Annotated in this window: 16 protein-coding genes and 1 tRNA gene; 12 read left to right on the top strand and 5 right to left on the bottom strand. The window is 46.0% G+C overall.

Annotated features, from left to right (window positions below):
- Positions 1–54 precede the first annotated feature (54 nt).
- A complete protein-coding gene (locus AAEU32_RS08975; protein WP_421970192.1) occupies positions 55–375 on the bottom strand; it encodes an Mpo1-like protein in 321 nt (106 codons plus the stop codon).
- A 95-nt stretch (positions 376–470) separates the two neighbouring features.
- Here AAEU32_RS08975 and AAEU32_RS08970 point away from each other — a divergent pair, with 95 nt between their 5' ends.
- The 3 genes from AAEU32_RS08970 (at position 471) to AAEU32_RS08960 (ending at position 3,112) form a co-directional block, all read left to right on the top strand.
- Complete coding sequence (locus AAEU32_RS08970) at positions 471–1,433, top strand: AraC family transcriptional regulator (protein WP_421970191.1); 963 nt, start codon at positions 471–473, stop codon at positions 1,431–1,433.
- Positions 1,434–1,591: 158 nt separating this feature from the next.
- Entirely contained in the window at positions 1,592–2,407 is an 816-nt protein-coding gene (cysE, locus tag AAEU32_RS08965) for a serine O-acetyltransferase (protein ID WP_421970190.1), read from the top strand.
- Positions 2,408–2,428: 21 nt separating this feature from the next.
- Positions 2,429–3,112 (top strand): hypothetical protein, encoded by a 684-nt coding sequence (locus AAEU32_RS08960; protein ID WP_421970189.1) that lies wholly within the window; start codon positions 2,429–2,431, stop codon positions 3,110–3,112.
- Here AAEU32_RS08960 and xseA read toward each other — a convergent pair.
- Positions 3,075–4,433 (bottom strand): exodeoxyribonuclease VII large subunit, encoded by a 1,359-nt coding sequence (gene xseA / locus AAEU32_RS08955; protein ID WP_421970188.1) that lies wholly within the window; start codon positions 4,431–4,433, stop codon positions 3,075–3,077. The genes AAEU32_RS08960 and xseA overlap by 38 nt on opposite strands.
- 134 nt (positions 4,434–4,567) lie before the next feature.
- Between xseA and guaB the strand changes: the two genes are divergently transcribed.
- The 5 genes from guaB (at position 4,568) to rimI (ending at position 8,768) form a co-directional block, all read left to right on the top strand.
- Positions 4,568–6,037, top strand: coding sequence for an IMP dehydrogenase (gene guaB / locus AAEU32_RS08950; RefSeq protein ID WP_421970187.1), 1,470 nt, complete (start codon positions 4,568–4,570; stop codon positions 6,035–6,037).
- A gap of 111 nt (positions 6,038–6,148) precedes the next feature.
- Positions 6,149–7,726: a glutamine-hydrolyzing GMP synthase gene (gene guaA / locus AAEU32_RS08945; protein WP_421970186.1), complete on the top strand. Its 1,578-nt coding sequence runs from the start codon at positions 6,149–6,151 to the stop codon at positions 7,724–7,726.
- A 149-nt stretch (positions 7,727–7,875) separates the two neighbouring features.
- A tRNA-Trp gene (locus tag AAEU32_RS08940) sits at positions 7,876–7,952 on the top strand.
- Positions 7,953–8,014: 62 nt separating this feature from the next.
- A complete protein-coding gene (locus AAEU32_RS08935) occupies positions 8,015–8,332 on the top strand; it encodes a hypothetical protein (RefSeq protein WP_421970185.1) in 318 nt (105 codons plus the stop codon).
- On the top strand, positions 8,310–8,768 hold the full coding sequence (gene rimI / locus AAEU32_RS08930) for a ribosomal protein S18-alanine N-acetyltransferase (RefSeq protein ID WP_421970184.1): 459 nt from the start codon (positions 8,310–8,312) through the stop codon (positions 8,766–8,768). The genes AAEU32_RS08935 and rimI overlap by 23 nt, the downstream gene beginning before the upstream one ends.
- Here rimI and AAEU32_RS08925 read toward each other — a convergent pair.
- Positions 8,737–9,684, bottom strand: coding sequence for a GGDEF domain-containing protein (locus AAEU32_RS08925; RefSeq protein ID WP_421970183.1), 948 nt, complete (start codon positions 9,682–9,684; stop codon positions 8,737–8,739). The two genes, rimI and AAEU32_RS08925, sit on opposite strands and share 32 nt — an antisense overlap.
- Before the next feature lie 175 nt (positions 9,685–9,859).
- Positions 9,860–12,511, bottom strand: a complete 2,652-nt coding sequence (locus AAEU32_RS08920; protein ID WP_421970182.1) for an ATP-binding protein — start codon at positions 12,509–12,511, stop codon at positions 9,860–9,862.
- Between the two features lie 245 nt (positions 12,512–12,756).
- Here AAEU32_RS08920 and prfC point away from each other — a divergent pair, with 245 nt between their 5' ends.
- The 4 genes from prfC to AAEU32_RS08900 all read left to right on the top strand — a co-directional run bounded on the left by prfC (position 12,757) and on the right by AAEU32_RS08900 (position 17,767).
- Positions 12,757–14,343, top strand: a complete 1,587-nt coding sequence (gene prfC, locus AAEU32_RS08915) for a peptide chain release factor 3 (protein ID WP_421970181.1) — start codon at positions 12,757–12,759, stop codon at positions 14,341–14,343.
- A gap of 66 nt (positions 14,344–14,409) precedes the next feature.
- On the top strand, positions 14,410–16,152 hold the full coding sequence (gene argS / locus AAEU32_RS08910) for an arginine--tRNA ligase (RefSeq protein ID WP_421970180.1): 1,743 nt from the start codon (positions 14,410–14,412) through the stop codon (positions 16,150–16,152).
- Between the two features lie 209 nt (positions 16,153–16,361).
- On the top strand, positions 16,362–17,000 hold the full coding sequence (gene pdxH / locus AAEU32_RS08905) for a pyridoxamine 5'-phosphate oxidase (RefSeq protein WP_421970179.1): 639 nt from the start codon (positions 16,362–16,364) through the stop codon (positions 16,998–17,000).
- Positions 17,000–17,767, top strand: coding sequence for a TatD family hydrolase (locus AAEU32_RS08900; protein WP_421970351.1), 768 nt, complete (start codon positions 17,000–17,002; stop codon positions 17,765–17,767). Before pdxH ends, AAEU32_RS08900 begins: the two co-directional genes overlap by 1 nt.
- On the opposite strand, the gene AAEU32_RS08895 is transcribed toward AAEU32_RS08900, so the two are convergent.
- Entirely contained in the window at positions 17,710–18,357 is a 648-nt protein-coding gene (locus AAEU32_RS08895; RefSeq protein ID WP_421970178.1) for an AhpA/YtjB family protein, read from the bottom strand. The genes AAEU32_RS08900 and AAEU32_RS08895 overlap by 58 nt on opposite strands.

Below are 18,357 nucleotides of genomic sequence, written 5' to 3'. Positions count from 1 at the left end.
TTCTTTACTTGGGGATGACCCGTGACTGTTACGCTCATTTACCAAGGTGCGTTTTTACCAAGGGATTTTGCGGGTGAGAACGTCTTTGAACATCACCCAATCCCCAATAAAACTATAAAGCGGGTAGGTAAAAGTAGCGGGCTTATTCTTCTCGAAAAAAAAGTGCCCAACCCATGCGAATCCATAGCCAATTACAGGTATACACCACAGCAAAGCGTATTGGTTTGACGCAATGGCATACCCCATGAGGCATAGCACTAGAAAGCTGCCGATAACATGCAGGCGTCGGCATACTTTGTTTTTGTGCTCTTGCAAGTAATACGGGTAGAACTCTTTAAAGCTTGAGAAGCTCTCTTTGTCTTTGATGTGTCCCATGAATTTCTCCTTCGTGATTGTTATTAACATATGCTGTAATTTCGCCTTTTGCTTGTTAATCTAGGTCTTATATTTGATTTTTTAGGACTCGCATAATGCGCACCATTTCCTCTTGGTGGGTCTTTGCTATGGCAGAAACGTTTAAGTGGCACGAGTTACCTCTTTCGGACTTATTTGCGAAAGCAAACATCTCGCTAGACTCTTTAGGCGCAAGAGATAGCCGCTATCCTCAGGATAATGTCAGTGTGTTATGGCGCGAAGCGCAAGCGCTGTGTCCGGCACGTAACTTGGCAGTCGATGTAGCACAAGCACTGAACGTGCGCAGCTTGCCCGTTATTGGTTTGGCGATGCTGCAAATGGACTCGGTAGAGCAGGGGTTTGCCTTGATGCTCAGATATCAAAAACTACTTGGTGGCAACACCAATGCCAGACTTATCGAGCACCCAAAGCACACTCGAGAGTTACGATTTCATTTCGCAAACGAGCGCCAACCTATCCCAGCGCAAAGTTACGAGGCGGCGATGGCATTTTGTGTCAAAGTTGCCAGAACTCTCGTGGGCAAGTCGTGGAACCCAACGAAGGTGTGTGTGCAGCGCAGTGAACCTTGTCCTCATTTACAGGCCTATTTTGGATGCCCTATAGAGTATGGGCGTGCGCATCATCAAATTTTCTTTACCGCTGATGCTAACTTCAGTGCACACGAAACATTAAACACGGTTGATGTCACAAAGCACCGCGCAATTACTCAAGTGCTAGCTCTGGTATTGGAGCAACAACTTGCTCTTGGGCAAGTCAGCGCCAAGCGCATTGCTGCGCAGTTATCTATGAGTGAAAAAACATTGCAAAGGCGGTTGGCCAGTGAGGGCACTTCTTTTCGTGCGGAGCTTGAAGCGCTACGACGCCATAAGAGCGCCTCGTTATTGAGTGACACTCAGTTGAGTATTTCAGAAGTAGCTTATCTGTGCGGCTACAGTGAAATAAGCGCATTTCACCATGCGTTCAGTCGCTGGTTTGGGTGTTCACCTAGCCGCTACAGGGCAAACATCACTACCGAGTGATCTGTGCTACTGACCCCCCAACAAGTGACAGATTGTGCAACTCACTATTTTAGTTATATCTAATAACAAGTGCACACCCAGACAGGGATAGCGCGTTCTGCTGTAAATCCGTTACACTTAAGGGGATAAATTAGCGTTTTTTAATAGGTATCGCATCCATGCGTCACGAAATCTGGCAGCAACTCACAGAAGAAGCAAATCAAGTCGTCACCAAAGAACCATTGTTAGCATCACACGTATACTCGTGCGTACTTAACCATGATTGCTTGGGATCGGCACTGAGCTTTATTGTTGCCAACAAGCTTGCCGACGCCGTGGTTTCCGCGTTCACCATTCGTGAGTTATTCGATCAGGCATTTGACACCTGTGGCACTATGTTGACCCATGTGGCGCATGATATTAAGGCGGTACGTGATAGAGACCCTGCAGTAGATACTTACCTGATGGTACTTTTGAACCTCAAAGGTTTTCACGCGATTCAAGCGCACCGACTGGCCAACTGCTTGTGGTTACAAGGACGCAAAGAGTTAGCGCGTTTTATTCAAAGCCGTAGCTCAGAAGTCTTTGGTGTGGACATTCATCCTGCGTGTAAAGTAGGGCAGGGCATCATGTTCGACCACGCGACAGGGATTGTTGTCGGTGAAACAGCCGTGATTGAAGATAACGTGTCAATTTTGCAGTCAGTCACACTAGGCGGTACGGGGAATGAGTCGGGAGACCGTCATCCAAAAATTCGTGCTGGCGTGTTAATTGGTGCTGGTGCCAAAGTGCTGGGTAATATTGAGGTCGGCGAGGGCGCACGTATAGGCGCGGGCTCTGTTGTGCTAAGTGCAGTGCCAGCACACACCACGGCTGTGGGCGTACCGGCAAAAATTGTGGGTCGTCCGGATTGTCTTTGTCCAGCAGAGTCTATGAATCAAAACTTTTTGGATGACGAACCAGAGAATAAATCACATACTAGCGCTATGCTTTAAGGCTTTTTAGCAAGGAATAGTATGGTAACTAAACCAATAATTCTGGCCGCAATAGCGGCCTTTTTTGTGGGGCTTACATCAGGATATTGGCTGTTCGCAACGCCAACAATACCCAAAGAATCAGTTGTTCAGGCGCAACCTGCACCCCCTGTGTTGGTGTCACAACAGCAAACAGCTGTACCAGTGCAAGCTAAAACTCAGCCCCAAGTGGTTGTAAAAGAGGTGTTCGTCGATAGCCAAATCCCAGCCGTTCACAATGATGCCCAACTACATGATGTCGCTCAGCAACAAGATGAAGTTATACAACTACGACGTGAGCTTAAAGCTGCTAAACAACACGTTAGACAGCTTCAATCGGCGCTCCAAAAACCAGAAGCTATGCTTGAGGAGCTGCAAGCGCGTTTCGCCGAGCAAGACAGAGATGAAAAGTGGGCTTACGTCACGGAAACGCAAGTCAGCGACTTCCTCTACAGTGCGGGGCTTGCTGATGTGATGCAACTCGACGCAATTGAATGTAAAAGCACTATTTGTCGCATGCGCTTCACCCCACAAGAGGGCGTGGAACTCGACCCGCGAACTGATTGGTCAAATATGCAAACAAATTTGCAGAGCCAACCTTGGTGGCAACAGTTTATGCGCAGCAATGCCCGCAGCACTGATGAAGGTCTTAGCCTTTGGGTTGAACGCAAACCACCTGAGTCGTAATTTCGCCATCAGCTAATACCGTGGTTAACTGCTGTTGTGGTTGCACCTGTTGTATCGATTTTACAATGCCATGCTCGTTTTTAGTGATGCTGTAACCACGCGCGAGCACCGCCAATGGACTAATACTGTCTAGCCGTGCAGCAAGTTGGGATAGCTGTGATTGTGCGCCATACAACTGTTCTTTTTGCGCTGCGAGTAAACGGCTAGATAGTTGTTGTAGTTGATATTTTGCGCTAGCAACTTTGTCATGCGGATTAGCGCGCTGTAAACGCATATTTAATTGATTTATCAAACGATGCTGGTGGCTTAGGCGCGCCTCCATGGCATGATGTAAACGCATTTGTAGCTCATCAAAGCGTTGTTGCTGTTGCATCAATTGATTGGCAGGATGTTGCTGAGCAAGACGACTTTTAAGCGCGTGTAATTGCTGTTGACGTGCATTTAACTGATGGCGCCACGCGCTGTGTAGTAGCTGTTTTTGGTGCACAATACCATGGCGCAGCGCATGACTATCTGGGCTTACTAATTCAGCAGCAGCAGAGGGCGTGGCGGCACGAATATCAGCCACAAAATCACTGATTGTGGTATCTATTTCATGGCCCACGGCACTGATCACAGGCAGTTGTGAATGATAAATTGCATGGGCGAGTTGCTCATGGTTGAAACACCACAAATCCTCTAGGCTGCCGCCCCCGCGACCAACAATCAATACGTCTACTTCATTGCGCGCATTGGCCAGCTCTAGCTTTTCGATAATCCCGGCGTGTGCTTGCTCCCCTTGTACTTGGCAAGGGTAAATGACCACCTCTAATTGCGGTGCACGGCGCTTGAGTACGGTTAAAATATCTTTAATGGCTGCGCCTGTCGAAGAGGTGATAACACCGACACGATTTATCGTGCTCGGAAGCGCCTTCTTATGGGTTGAACTGAATAGACCTTGCGCTGCCAGTTGCATTTTCAGTGCTTCAAACTGTTGTTTTAACTGGCCTTCACCGGCAGCTTCCATGTGCTCGACAATGACTTGATAATCACCACGAGGCTCATACAAGGATACCCGCGCTTGCACTTGCACTTGGTCTCCATCTTTTGGACGAAATTTGGCGTAACGGTTATTGCCGCGCCACATAGCTGCACGCACCTGTGATTTGTCATCTTTTAAAGAGAAATACCAGTGGCCTGATGCAGGTGCGACGAAATTTGATATTTCTCCAGTGAGGACAATGGATGCAAATCCCCGTTCTAAAATAGTGCGGATTTCTCGGTTCAATCGAGACACCGTATAAACACTTTGATTTGTAGGGGAATTTGACTGTGAATACATAGCGATTTCGCACTTTGGAAAAACTAAATGCACTTTATCACAAATAAAGCACAAATTTTATTTTACTCACTTGGACATCGCTGATAAAATGCCGCCGCAACTCCATCCAATCACCAATTCGTGAGAAGTTGCCAATGCTTAGGATCGCTAAAGAAGCTCTAACTTTTGATGACGTACTATTAGTACCAGGTCATTCAACTGTATTACCACATACAGCAAACCTTAAAACTCGTCTAACCAAAACAATCGAACTGAATTTGCCAATTGTTTCTGCATCTATGGATACAGTGACTGAAGCGCGTTTAGCTATTGCGTTAGCACAAGAAGGTGGTCTGGGCTTTATCCACAAAAACATGACCATCGCTGAGCAAGCAGCGAATGTTCGTAAGGTAAAAACTTACGAAGCGGGCATTGTTTCTCACCCAGTTACTGTTACTGCGGATCTAACGATTGCAGGTGCATTACAGCTAGCACATGATAAAGGTTTCTCAGGTTTCCCAGTTGTTGATACTGACAACAACTTAGTGGGTATCGTGACAAGCCGTGATATGCGTTTTGAAACCAAACTAGACCAGCCAATTTCGACAGTAATGACGAAAAAAGAGCAGCTAGTAACGGTAAATGAAGGTGCGGACCGCGAAACCATTCTCGGCCTTATGCATGAGCACCGTATCGAAAAAATCTTAGTTGTGAATGATGACTTTAAACTCAAAGGCATGATCACAGTGAAGGATTACCAAAAAGCACAAGATAAGCCAAATGCATGTAAAGACGAGCAAGGTCGTTTACGTGTTGGTGCTGCTGTTGGTGTTGGTCCAGGCACTGACGAGCGTATCGCAGCATTGGTTGAAGCGGGTGTTGATATCTTACTTATCGATACGTCACATGGTCACTCACAAGGCGTTATCGACCGTGTTAAAGCAACGCGTGAAGCCTACCCAGAATTACAAATCGTAGCAGGTAACGTAGCAACGGCAGAGGGTGCAATCGCTCTTGCTGATGCAGGTGCTAATGCCGTTAAAGTAGGTATTGGCCCAGGTTCAATTTGTACTACGCGTATTGTAACAGGTTGTGGTGTGCCGCAAATTACTGCAATTTCAGATGCTGTTGAAGGCTTGAAAGGTCGTGATATTCCAGTTATCGCTGACGGTGGTATTCGCTTCTCTGGCGATATCGCTAAAGCACTTGTTGCTGGTGCATCACTGGTAATGGTGGGTTCTATGCTAGCCGGTACTGAAGAAGCGCCGGGTGAAGTTGAACTTTACCAAGGTCGTTACTACAAGTCATACCGTGGTATGGGCAGCTTGGGCGCTATGAACCAAAAAGAAGGTTCATCAGATCGCTACTTCCAAGACGCTAAATCAGAAGAAAAGCTGGTACCAGAAGGCATTGAAGGCCGTGTTGCATACAAGGGCCCAATTGCGAACATTATTCACCAGCAAGTCGGTGGTATCCGCAGTGCAATGGGTTTAACTGGCTGTGCTACTATTGAAGAACTCAATACTAAGCCGCAGTTTGTACGTGTTACAGCTGCGGGTATGGGTGAGTCTCACGTTCATGACGTGCAAATCACCAAAGAAGCACCAAACTACCGTTTAGGCTAATAGCCAACATAAGCGAGATTAGGGCTAGCAAAGTTGCTGGCCCTTACTAATTTTCGACTGGTGAAATAAATACTCGTCAGTCCAATTTCATTTAAATTAGATGAGATCGTAATGAGCAAAGATATCCATGACTCCCGTATATTGATCCTAGACTTCGGTTCACAGTACACGCAATTAATCGCCCGTCGTGTGCGTGAAATTGGTGTTTACTGCGAGCTATGGGCTTGGGATGTAACGGAAGAGCAAATCCGTGAATTCAACCCACAAGGTATCATTCTATCTGGTGGCCCAGAGTCAACAGTAGAAGAGGGGAGCCCTCGTGCCCCAGACTATGTATTTGAAGCTGGTGTGCCGGTACTAGGTGTGTGCTATGGCATGCAAACAATGGCGATGCAGCTAGGCGGTCAGGTACACGGCTCAGATAAGAAAGAATTTGGTTACGCGCAAGTTGAAAAAGTGGGTAACTGTGCATTATTTGAAGCGATTGAAGATCACTTAGGCGCGAATGGTTCAGGCCTACTTGACGTATGGATGAGTCACGGTGACAAGGTGATTGAGATCCCACCGCAATTCGCAACTACTGCAAAAACAGACACGTGCCCACATGCGGCAATGTCATGGGAAGAAAAGCGTTTTTACGGCGTACAATTCCACCCAGAAGTAACCCATACACTTCAAGGTCAACGTTTGCTTGAGCGCTTTGTTATTGATATTTGTGGGTGTGAAAAGTTATGGACACCGTCACAAATCATCGAAGATGCAGTTGCCCGTATTAAAGAGAAAGTGGGTGATGACGAGGTGATCCTTGGTCTATCTGGTGGTGTTGATTCATCTGTAGTTGCCATGCTTATTCACCGTGCAATTGGCGATAAATTGACCTGTGTGTTCGTTGACAATGGTCTACTTCGTTTGAACGAAGGCCAGCAGGTTATGGATATGTTTGGCGATCACTTTGGCTTGAATATCGTTAAAGTGGATGCTGAGGAGCGTTTCTTAAAAGCTCTTGAAGGTATCGACGAGCCAGAAGCGAAGCGTAAGTCAATTGGCCACACGTTCATTGAAGTATTCGATGAGCAAGCGAGCAAGCGTGTAAATGCAAAATGGCTAGCTCAGGGCACGATTTACCCTGATGTTATCGAGTCAGCTGCGTCGGCCACGGGTAAAGCGCATGTGATTAAGTCACACCACAACGTAGGTGGTCTTCCTGAGGATATGGAACTTGGCTTAGTTGAACCATTGCGCGAGCTATTCAAAGACGAAGTGCGCAAGATTGGTCTAGAGCTTGGTCTGCCTTACGACATGCTTTATCGTCACCCATTCCCAGGTCCAGGCCTAGGTGTACGTGTATTAGGTGAAATCAAGAAAGAGTACTGTGATTTACTTCGCCGTGCAGATGCGATTTTCATCGAAGAGCTACACAATGCGGATCTTTACCACAAAGTGAGCCAAGCGTTTACCGTGTTCCTTCCTGTACGCTCAGTAGGTGTTATGGGTGATGCACGTAAGTACGATTGGGTTGTGAGTCTGCGTTGTGTAGAAACAATCGACTTCATGACAGCGCGCTGGTCACACTTACCATATGACTTCCTTGGTAAGGTATCAAACCGCATCATCAATGAAATCGACGGTATCTCACGTGTGGTGTACGACATCTCAGGTAAGCCACCGGCAACTATTGAATGGGAATAAGCCATTCTAATTGAGTAAGTAATTGCTTATAAAAACGGCGCATAACTGAGGTTTTGCGCCGTTTTGTTTATTTTAAAAGCAGTTAAACCAAACAGGTGATATTTTTTCTTTACCTTTAAAAAAAGCTCATTATAATGCGACGACATTGCAGGGGCGTAGTTCCAATTGGTAGAACAGCGGTCTCCAAAACCGACGGTTGGGAGTTCGAATCTCTCCGCCCCTGCCACTTCTCTCTTTTGCTTCTTTAAGCTACACTGGCAACCGCCAAAAAAATCAAACAACTACATTATGAATTCTCAGTTCGCAAAGATTTTCGCTATTCAACCTGTGCGCATGCGTGCGTCGGTTTTAGGTGAGCAGTCTCAGCACCCGCAACAACATGATGATATCTATGCGTCAGCGCAAAAGCTGACAAACAAGTTGGCTGAGGATATTAAGCGTGTGATCCCAGGTGATGGTAAGGTGTTTGTAGCCAGCGTACCTGAGCCGATATTACATCAAGGTCATGTGTATTTGCCTTCACAAGAGCTCTCGCAGTCACAAAAGCGCGCCTTATGGCTGCAACTTAAGGAGTTAGGGGCGAATGCAGCACACCGCAAACCGTGAAGTCTTAGTGCTTGATGAGCGCCACATTGCGCTTATCATGGCCATCGAAACAGCCTGCCATTCCCACCCTTGGAGTGAAAAATTGATGCGTTCTTGCTTGTCAGGACGCTATTTCGCACAGGGGATTTTTGCACAATCACACTTACTTGGTTTTTATGTCGCTGAACAAGCTGGACCGGATATTACCTTGATGGACATTTGTGTCGCACCCCAATATCAGGGGCAAGGGCTCAGTAAAGTCTTGATGCACTCACTGCTTGAACAATCCTATTCTCGCGGTGCCGAATTGATGTTTTTGGAAGTGCGTGAGAGCAACCTTGCGGCACAGGGGCTTTACCATCAATGCGGATTTGAAATCAATGGCCGAAGAAAAAACTACTACCCAGATGGCGAAGATGCTCTGCTTATGATGAAGGCTGTGATTGAGGATGATTAAAAATCGGCTCCTCAAAGATCACATAACCTCGCTTGCCTTTACTTTTCGCTTCGTACATTGCTAAATCGGCACGCTTGATTAAATCATTACAAGAGATATTGCCTTCATAACTATGAGTAACACCAAGGCTTACACTAATCGCTCTATCCAGTTTTAATTGTTCAGCCTCAGCGCTTATCGTGTGTAAGATCTTTTGTGCGGTTTTCTCTAAGATGTCGTGAGTGAAATCACCGCAAGCGATGACTACAAATTCGTCACCACCAATACGACACACAATATCACTTTTGCGCACAGAGTTTTGTATTGATTGGGCGATAGTGAGGATCACTTTGTCACCGGTGACATGGCCATATTGGTCATTGATATCCTTAAAATCATCAATATCGATATAAAAAAGCGCAAGAGGAATGCCTTCTAACGCTGCTTTTTTCAGTTCATGCTCCATAGACTCAAAGGCATAACCGCGGTTATACAGGCCGGTTAAATGATCATGATTTGCTTGATATAAAATTTCCTCTTCTTTGCTCTTTTCTGGGGTCATATCGCGTACTAGCAATATAAAACGATGTTCGCTCGATTGTGCAACCCGCGCTTCAAACCATTTGCATTGACCATCAATGCTCAGTTTGTAATGAGCGGTATGCAACTTGTGCGTTGATTTGACTCGTTGAAATGCATCTAAAATGAGCGTGGCTGGCTCTTCTGGCAATACACTGAACATCGGTTTGTGTAAGAATTGCTCAGGCGCGAGGTACAAATCTGACTCATTACCTGCGCCGTATTCAATAATGACACCATCACCATCAAGAATGAAAATTAAATCAGGGATCACCCCAGGTAGCTCGTCTACGGTCAGGGATTTCAGGCTGTCTGGAATGTCATGGATGTCGTTGTTATTTTGTTGTGTTCTGTCCATTGCGTAAACCTAGATTTCCTTACTGAAAATAATACTAAAGCACTATGTGGCAATCGTATATATCGCCCTATTTAGTAAAGATGAGATATGGTCACTACGCAAATTCGCGTACTAAATTTGCAATAAGTATTTTGCAGGCCCAGACAAGCTTGATATTGAGCTGAGTACTTGAGCCTTACTTATCTAACACAAAACGTATGGCATGCTCGAGTTTAAGGACTGGGTAGTCACTGTTGTTATATTCGCCTTTTTGCAGTGCTCGCTCTAGCTCATCGGCGGCATCAGCTACGCCTGAGAATCCAAAGCAACTGGCACTGCCTTTGATGCTGTGGGCAATGTTTTGCAGTTGCTCCCATTCCTTTGCACCGTGATGTTCGAGTACTTGGCTTAAGTAATCTGGCAGTTTCTTTTTGTAGTTTTCATTTATTTGCACGAAACGCTCACTTTTGAGCACTTCATCCCACTTTGAATTTGCCTCTTGCTGGAGGCTCAAGTACGTAGCCAGAGTATGTTCCAGTTGTACTTTATCTATGGGTTTGGCCAAGGCTTTGTCGCAACCTGCATCAAGATAGCGCTTAATATCATGCTTCATCACATTGGCAGTGAGAGCGATAATAGGACCGTCGTAGGCAGCGTGACGAAGCATTTGCGTGGCTTCTTCTCCGCCCATCACAGGCATTTGCATGTCCATTAAAATCAGCTGATAGTCCTTAACCAGTGCTTTCTCTACAGCTTCTGCGCCGTTGTTGGCAAAGTCTGGTCTTATTCCCCAGTTTTCAAGCAGCAGCGAGATAAGCGCTTGGTTGTCTTTGTTATCTTCAGCAACCAGAATGTCACCATCAAATTTTTGCCAACTGACTTTTGGAATATCGACTTTTTTGGGCTGCATCTGTTCTTTGGAGTAATAAAAGTCTTGCTCTTCGTAAAGTTGATGACAGGCAATATGTACCGTGAACTGACTGCCTTTACCTTGCTCACTTTGTGCCCACACGTCGCCGCCAAGCAACTCCGATAGATTTTTGGCAATACATAAGCCAAGGCCACTGCCACCGAAACGCCGTGTTGTAGTGGAGTCGGCTTGCTCAAAGGGTTTAAAAATACGACTGAGTTCTTGCTCGGAAATACCAATCCCTGTGTCGGTGATAACGAATTTTAACGTGTCATGGTCATAGCTTACATGTAAGAACACATGGCCTTGTGCTGTAAATTTCACCGCATTGGTCAAGATATTCAGCAAAATTTGCTTTAAACGTGTGGCATCGCTGTTGATGTATTTAGGCAAAGGAAAACTGTATTGAATATCAAAGTCGAGATCTTTTTGCTGTGCCTGTGCACTGATGATTGAGGCTAAATCGTCAAATAAATCATATAAGGAAACGGGTTCATAATTAACGGATAGCTTTTCAGCTTCGATTTTCGATAAGTCTAAGATATTGTTGATAAGTTCCAACAGATGGCGCGAGTTACGTAGGACCGTTGTGAGCTGTTGTTTTACGCGATCGTCGTCGACTTTGTTGTTCTCAAGAAGTTGCTCAGTAAAACCCATAATCGCGGTCAATGGAGTGCGAATCTCATGACTCATATTTGCTAAGAAGCGGCTTTTTAATTGGTTGGCTTGTTCAGCTTGTTCGATGGCTAGTTCTAGCGCGTGGTTGGCTTGCTCAAGTTCAATGGTGCGCAGTTCAACGCGCTCCTCTAGGGTGTTTTTATACTCTTCTAGCTCCCCTTGGGACTGGTGTATTTTGTCCACCATGTGATTGAAGTCACTGAACAGTTGTCCTACTTCGTCGCTTCTGTTTTGCTCTAATCGTACTGATAAGTCGTTAGCACCAACACGGTGACTGGCCTCTCCAAGTTGCTCAATTGGGTTCAGCAATAAGTTGCGCACCACAATAAAAATTAATATGGGTAAAGTAAAAATCGAAATGATGACAATCAGCGCGGTGATCACGCTGATAACTTTACCCGCTTGATAGAGCTTGTCTTTTGGGATGCTGGTAGCAAAAAAGTGACCGTCAGACATTTGCACTGCGTAGAGCATACGCGCAGTGCTATCGACGCTTTGCATGACGATTTCGTTAAGACGGTTATTGTCAGCCCACACACTAATTGAGCGTAAATCCTCCTTGTTTAGTGTGCTACCAAGTAGCGCGTGGTTTGAGCTAAAAAGTACTTTTCCTTGCTCTGTAAGCAATAAGTTTAAGGTGTTATTAAAAGGGGCTTCCAGTATGGCGGTGTTCAAAACCGTTGGCTGCACACGAATAATAATGTGTCCAAGCAAAACTGGGCGCTCTAATTGGAAGTCGGGTGCAAATATTTTTTGAGCAAAATACAAAGAGGTCTCACCTTGCTCTGATTGCACCATAAACTGTTGTCTGCGAAGTGAGCTTGTTAACAGTTGCTCAAAAAAAGGGTAGTTACTCGGAGCCGATTGCAATGTTGTGGAAAAGTAGGCGTAACTCGTTTGCTCAGGGGAGATGAAATCGATGCTTAAAATATCAGGGTAAGCATCGGTGTAGCTGCTGAATACATCAAGCAGTTCAGCCAGGTTTTGGCGATATTCATTTTTACTCTCATCCATTTCATGCAAGAAGTTTTGCAAAACGGGTGAAGAGCTTAATAATTCAGTGGTGGAGTGATATACATTTAACGAGTGAAAAATCTTGTTTTGTTGCTGTTCAACAAAGCGACCAACGATCAGTTGTGCTTGTTGCTCTGATGAACTTGTCACATTGGTGAGTGTAAAGCCTCCTAAAAACAATAGCGGTAAGATCACAACCGGTGTGATATACCAGAGTAAGCGTATGCTCAACTTACTTGTTTTCATTGTGTTAGCGACTCCTTGCATCACCAAAAATGGCGCACACACGTTTTATTATTAGGAACGTGTGACGAATTATACGTATTGCTACACAATAATAAACACAGGTTGGCCTTGAAGTCACTTTTACTTGCAATGGGCGCTTTTGTGCGCACCTGAAAATCGGTATAATCACGCGCATTATTGTCTTTACATATTTTATATGGCTTGGTGCACTCGTTTGTATCGGCCAATAGCGCAAAAGAGACCGCATGTCAGAACTAATTCAGCAAATAAACAAGCGACGCACGTTCGCTATCATTTCCCACCCGGATGCGGGTAAAACCACGATTACCGAAAAGGTACTCTTGTTTGGTCAGGCTATTCAAAAAGCAGGTACGGTAAAAGGGCGAGGCTCTAACCAACATGCCAAGTCAGACTGGATGGAAATGGAAAAAGAGCGTGGTATCTCGGTCACGACCTCGGTGATGCAGTTTCCTTACAATGAGCGCTTGGTAAACCTACTTGATACTCCGGGACACGAAGATTTCTCTGAGGATACCTACCGTACACTGACAGCGGTTGACTCATGCTTGATGGTTATCGACGCAGCCAAGGGTGTAGAGGATCGTACTCGTAAGCTTATGGAAGTCACGCGTTTGCGTGATACACCAATCGTCACATTTATGAACAAATTGGACCGCGATATTCGTGACCCAATGGAACTACTTGACGAAGTTGAAACTGAATTAAACATCATGTGTGCGCCAATCACGTGGCCGATTGGCTGTGGTAAAGAGTTCAAAGGGGTGTATCACTTGCATCGCGATGAAACTATCTTATACCAAACAGGTCATGGCCATACGATTCAAGAAGTGCGTACAATTAAAGGGCTAGATAACAGCGAATTAGACGACGCTGTGGGTGAAAGTCTTGCAGAGCAACTGCGCGAAGAAATCGAACTAGTGCAAGGCGCATCGAACGAATTTGATTTGGAAATGTTCCTAAGCGGTGAATTGACGCCAGTGTATTTTGGTACCGCGTTAGGTAACTTTGGTGTTGACCACATGCTAGACGGCCTCACCCAATGGGCGCCTGCGCCAATGCCGCGCAAAACTGACGATGAGCGCGAAGTGACTGCTGAAGACGAGAAGTTCTCAGGCTTCGTCTTTAAAATTCAAGCGAACATGGACCCTAAGCACCGTGACCGTATTGCCTTTATGCGTATTGTCTCTGGTAAATACAGTCAGGGCATGAAGATGAACCATGTGCGCCTTGGCAAACAAGTCAGCATTTCTGATGCCGTGACCTTTATGGCCGGTGACCGTGAGCGCGCACAAGACGCTTATGCTGGTGACATCATTGGTTTGCATAACCACGGCACCATTCAAATCGGTGATACTTTTACTGATGGTGAAAAGCTCAAATTCAGCGGTATTCCAAACTTCGCACCGGAATTATTCCGTCGTATTCGTTTGAAGGATCCGTTGAAGCAAAAGCAACTGCTTAAAGGCTTAGTTCAGTTGTCTGAAGAAGGTGCTGTGCAGGTGTTCCGTCCACTTATCAATAACGATCTGATTGTTGGTGCCGTCGGTGTGCTGCAGTTCGATGTGGTTGTGGCGCGTTTGAAAGCGGAATACAAAGTTGATGCAATCTACGAGAGCGTGAACGTGAACACTGCGCGTTGGGTTTCAAGCACTGATACGAAAAAGTTTGAAGAGTTTAAACGCAAGTGTGAAGCAAACTTAGCGCTTGATGGCGGTGATAACTTGACGTACATCGCACCTACACGCGTAAACTTAAATCTGTCGATGGAGCGCTATCCTGAAGTCACCTTCAGCGAAACGCGTGAACATTAATACTCCAAGCTCCCTAATTTATCTCGGCCAGCGAGTTGCTGGCCCAATTGCAAGGTAACTGCAACGATGAACATTAAACAAATTTTAATCGACAAAGCCAATGCCGCCATGCTTGCTGCGGGGCTTGAAGAAGGTACTAATCCAGCTGTGACTCAAAGTACACGTCCACAGTTCGGTGATTACCAAATCAATGGTGCGATGGGTGCGGCGAAAAAATTAAAGACCAATCCACGCGAACTAGCTCAAAAAATTATTGATGCACTCGATGTGTCTGATTTAGCTGATAACGTTGAAATCGCAGGCCCAGGCTTTATCAATATTCACTTAAAGCCTGAGTTTCTAGCCCAGTCTGTTGCAAGCGCAAATCAAGACGCAAAATTAGGTGTTGCCGAGCACGCGAAACCTGACACCGTGGTGGTGGATTACTCTTCACCAAACCTAGCAAAAGAAATGCACGTAGGTCATCTACGCTCAACCATCATCGGTGACGCTGTGGCGCGTACCCTTGAATTCCGTGGCGACAAAGTGATTCGTCAAAACCACATGGGAGACTGGGGAACGCAATTTGGTATGTTGATTGCGCACCTTGAAGATTTGCTAAATGATGGTGTGGACCTTGAGTCTGTCGCGCTGGCAGACCTTGAAAGTTTCTATCGTGATGCCAAAAAACGCTTTGATGACGAAGAGGGCTTTGCCGATCGAGCTCGTGAGTACGTGGTCAAACTTCAGCAAGGTGACGCACACTGCGACAAGCTCTGGCAAATGTTTATCGATACCTCAGTGAAGCACTCAGAAGAGGTCTATGCGAAGTTAAACGTAACTCTTAAGCGTGAAGATATCTACGCAGAAAGCGCATACAACAGCGAGCTTCAGCGTATGATTGATGTGCTGCGTGAAAAGAATATCGCCAAAGAAGACCAAGGCGCGCAAGTGGTGTTCATTGATGAGCTAGCCAACAAAGACGGTGAGCCATCAGTATTCATCGTACAAAAATCAGGGGGCGGTTTCTTGTATGCAACCACTGATTTAGCAGCCTGTGAATATCGCTCGCACACGCTAGGTGCTGATCGTATTATGATTTTTGTAGATGCACGTCAAAGCTTGCACTTCAGCCAAGTGGAAATCACAGCACGCAAAGCCGGCTTCTTGCGCGATGAAACGAGTTATGAATTCTGCCCATTTGGCACCATGATGGGTGAAGATGGTAAGCCATTTAAAACCCGTACGGGTGGCACGGTAAAACTGGCTGATTTGCTAGACGAAGCAGTAACCCGTGCTAAAGCGAAATTATCTGAGCGTGAATCACCACTGAGCGACCAAGAGCAAGAAGAGATTGCCAGCAAAGTCGGTATTGGCGCGGTGAAATACGCAGACCTATCAAAGAACCGTACCAGCGACTATATCTTTAATTGGGATACCATGCTGAGCTTTGAAGGCGCAACTGCTCCGTACCTTCAGTATGCTTACACCCGTGTTAAGAGTATTTTCCGTAAAGCGGGCATCGACAGTGCTACTCACCAAGCGCCTGTAGTTATTGCTCAACCACAGGAAAAAGCGCTAGCTATCAAACTGATGCAGTTTGAAGAAGTGCTTGATCAAATGATCAGCGATGCAACGCCGCACGTACTATGTGGTTACTTATACGAGCTTGCAAGCTTGTACATGAGCTTCTACGAAGCATGCCCTGTTCTTAAAGAGGGCGTGAGTGAAGAAGACAAAAATAGTCGTTTGGTATTGTGCTCGCTAGTGGCGAAGACTTTGAAGCAGGGGTTAGACTTGCTTGGTATCGACGTCATGGAGCAAATGTAATCAGCGGCGTGTAATTCGCTTTAGCTGTGTTAGAGAATCGATTGAGTCTGAGTCACATACTAGATGTATGCTCCTCGACATCAATAGATTCTCTGCCTTGCTAGCACTCCTACACTTACTGATAGCCTAAGCTTTGGCTGGTATCTGTAGGCAAGGCTTCAGCCTTGCACGGCATCCATTCGCAGTGCTGATATAAAGAAGGATTTGCTATGAAACTTGATGATATTCGTCGGGAATATTTACAAGGCGGGTTAGACGAGAGCATGCTCGAAGCAAGCCCAATACCACAGTTTGAAAAGTGGTTGGAACAAGCGATTGCGGCACAAATCCCGGACCCTACCGCGATGGTTGTGGCAACAGTAGACGAACATGGCCAGCCATCACAACGTATCGTGCTACTAAAAAGCCTTGATGAAAAAGGGTTTGTTTTCTTCACCAATACAGGCTCTCGTAAAGCCAGCGAATTGGCAAAGAATAATAAAATCAGCCTGCATTTCCCATGGCATATGTTTGAGCGTCAGGTAATCGTATACGGCGAGGCACAGCCTTTACCTGTGAGCGATGTTGCCAAGTACTTCTTATCACGACCTAAAGAAAGCCAACTCGCTGCGTGGGCATCCAGTCAAAGCCGTCCCGTTTCATCACGCCAAGTGCTGATGGAAAAATTCGCACAAATGAAGAACAAATTTGCTAAAGGTGAAATTCCCTTGCCAGATTTCTGGGGGGGGTATTGCGTTAAACCGACGAAAGTGGAATTTTGGCAAGGCGGGGCGCATCGACTTCATGACCGCTTCATGTATACCCGCCAGGCAGATGACACTTGGCAGGTTGAGCGTCTCAATCCGTGATGCGTTTTATAGACTCCCACTGCCATCTCGATTTTAGTGAATTCGATGATGACAGGGCGCAGCGTATACACAATGCGCAGGCGCTTGGAGTCTCACATTTTATCGTGCCTGGCGTTAGCTTGGCACAATCCCTCTCACTTCTTGAATTTCAACAACGCTATGCAAGTACTTACATTAGTGCAGGCTTACATCCTTATTTTTTAGACCAACATGAAGAACACCATCTCAGTGAACTGGCAGACTTAATTGCAACCAATGGTGATGCGTTTGTGGCGGTTGGGGAGTGTGGATTAGACAGGCATGTTGACGATATAGCCAAGCAGCAGCGCCTGTTTGAAGGGCAAATAGCCATAGCGAATGAATACCACTTGCCGCTTATTGTTCACCATCGTCAAAGTCATGACCTGATTGCGGCGAGCTTTAAGCGTTGCCCACCTAAATTTGGCGGCATTATCCATGCGTTTTCCGGTTCTGAGCAGGTGGCACAAAGCTACATCAAAGGGGGCTTTAAATTAGGGGTGGGAGGCACCATAACTTACCCACGCGCGCAAAAAACAATTGCCGCACTTCGTAGTGTAGGTGCACAGCACTTGCTATTAGAAACTGACGCGCCGAGTATGCCCATCAATGGCCATCAAGGGCAAATCAATACGCCAGAGCGCATAGTGGATGTCTTTGCTGGGCTCGCAGAAATATTAGAAATGGCCGATCATGAGGCTTTTTCTGAATTGTTATACCGAAACTGTTTGGCTTTTTTACGGAAATAACGTTTTAGCTGCCAGCGTTTCAATCCTCGCCCGAGTTGCCACATAAAAATACAGCTAATAAGCAGCATCAGTAGTACTTGGCGGCTAACTTCATGCAAATACCTGTGACTATGCGCAATGGCGGTTTGTGGCAAGTAATTAACCCGAGCAAAGCCAATGGGTTTTTGTTCTTGTGAGGAAACAATAGGTATCACGATGGGCTGGGTAAGCTTGCTGATCCCCGCAGTACCAATGGCCAAGCCGTTATCTGGATTAAACGGCGTGTAGACCTCGCTAGCGGCCTGCGTTGTTCCTTGTAAGTCGTAAATGACCGCGCTTTGAATAATATCCTCAGCGCTTAATTGGTTTGTCAGCTCGGTTAAACGCGGTTTGTTGTTTTGCTCCAGCGGTAAAGCGGCTGTTTTAGCCAGTTGTTGAGAGAGGCTTTTGGCGTATTGATGGCCTTGCTGATAAAGTAATTGATGCCCTTCAAAACTGGTATTAAATGCCATCCAAGTGATTGCTAACAAGCACAGCGCAGCAAACAGCAAGCGCGTTAAGCGTTGCCAACGTGACGTGCGAACTGGGTTTTTCACTTGTTTATTTTTCAT

The sequence above is a fragment of the Pseudoalteromonas maris genome (genome assembly GCF_049257235.1).
GTDB lineage: Bacteria > Pseudomonadota > Gammaproteobacteria > Enterobacterales > Alteromonadaceae > Pseudoalteromonas.
Note: the sequence above shows the minus strand (reverse complement) of the source record. Positions and strands in the feature narration are given on the sequence as shown.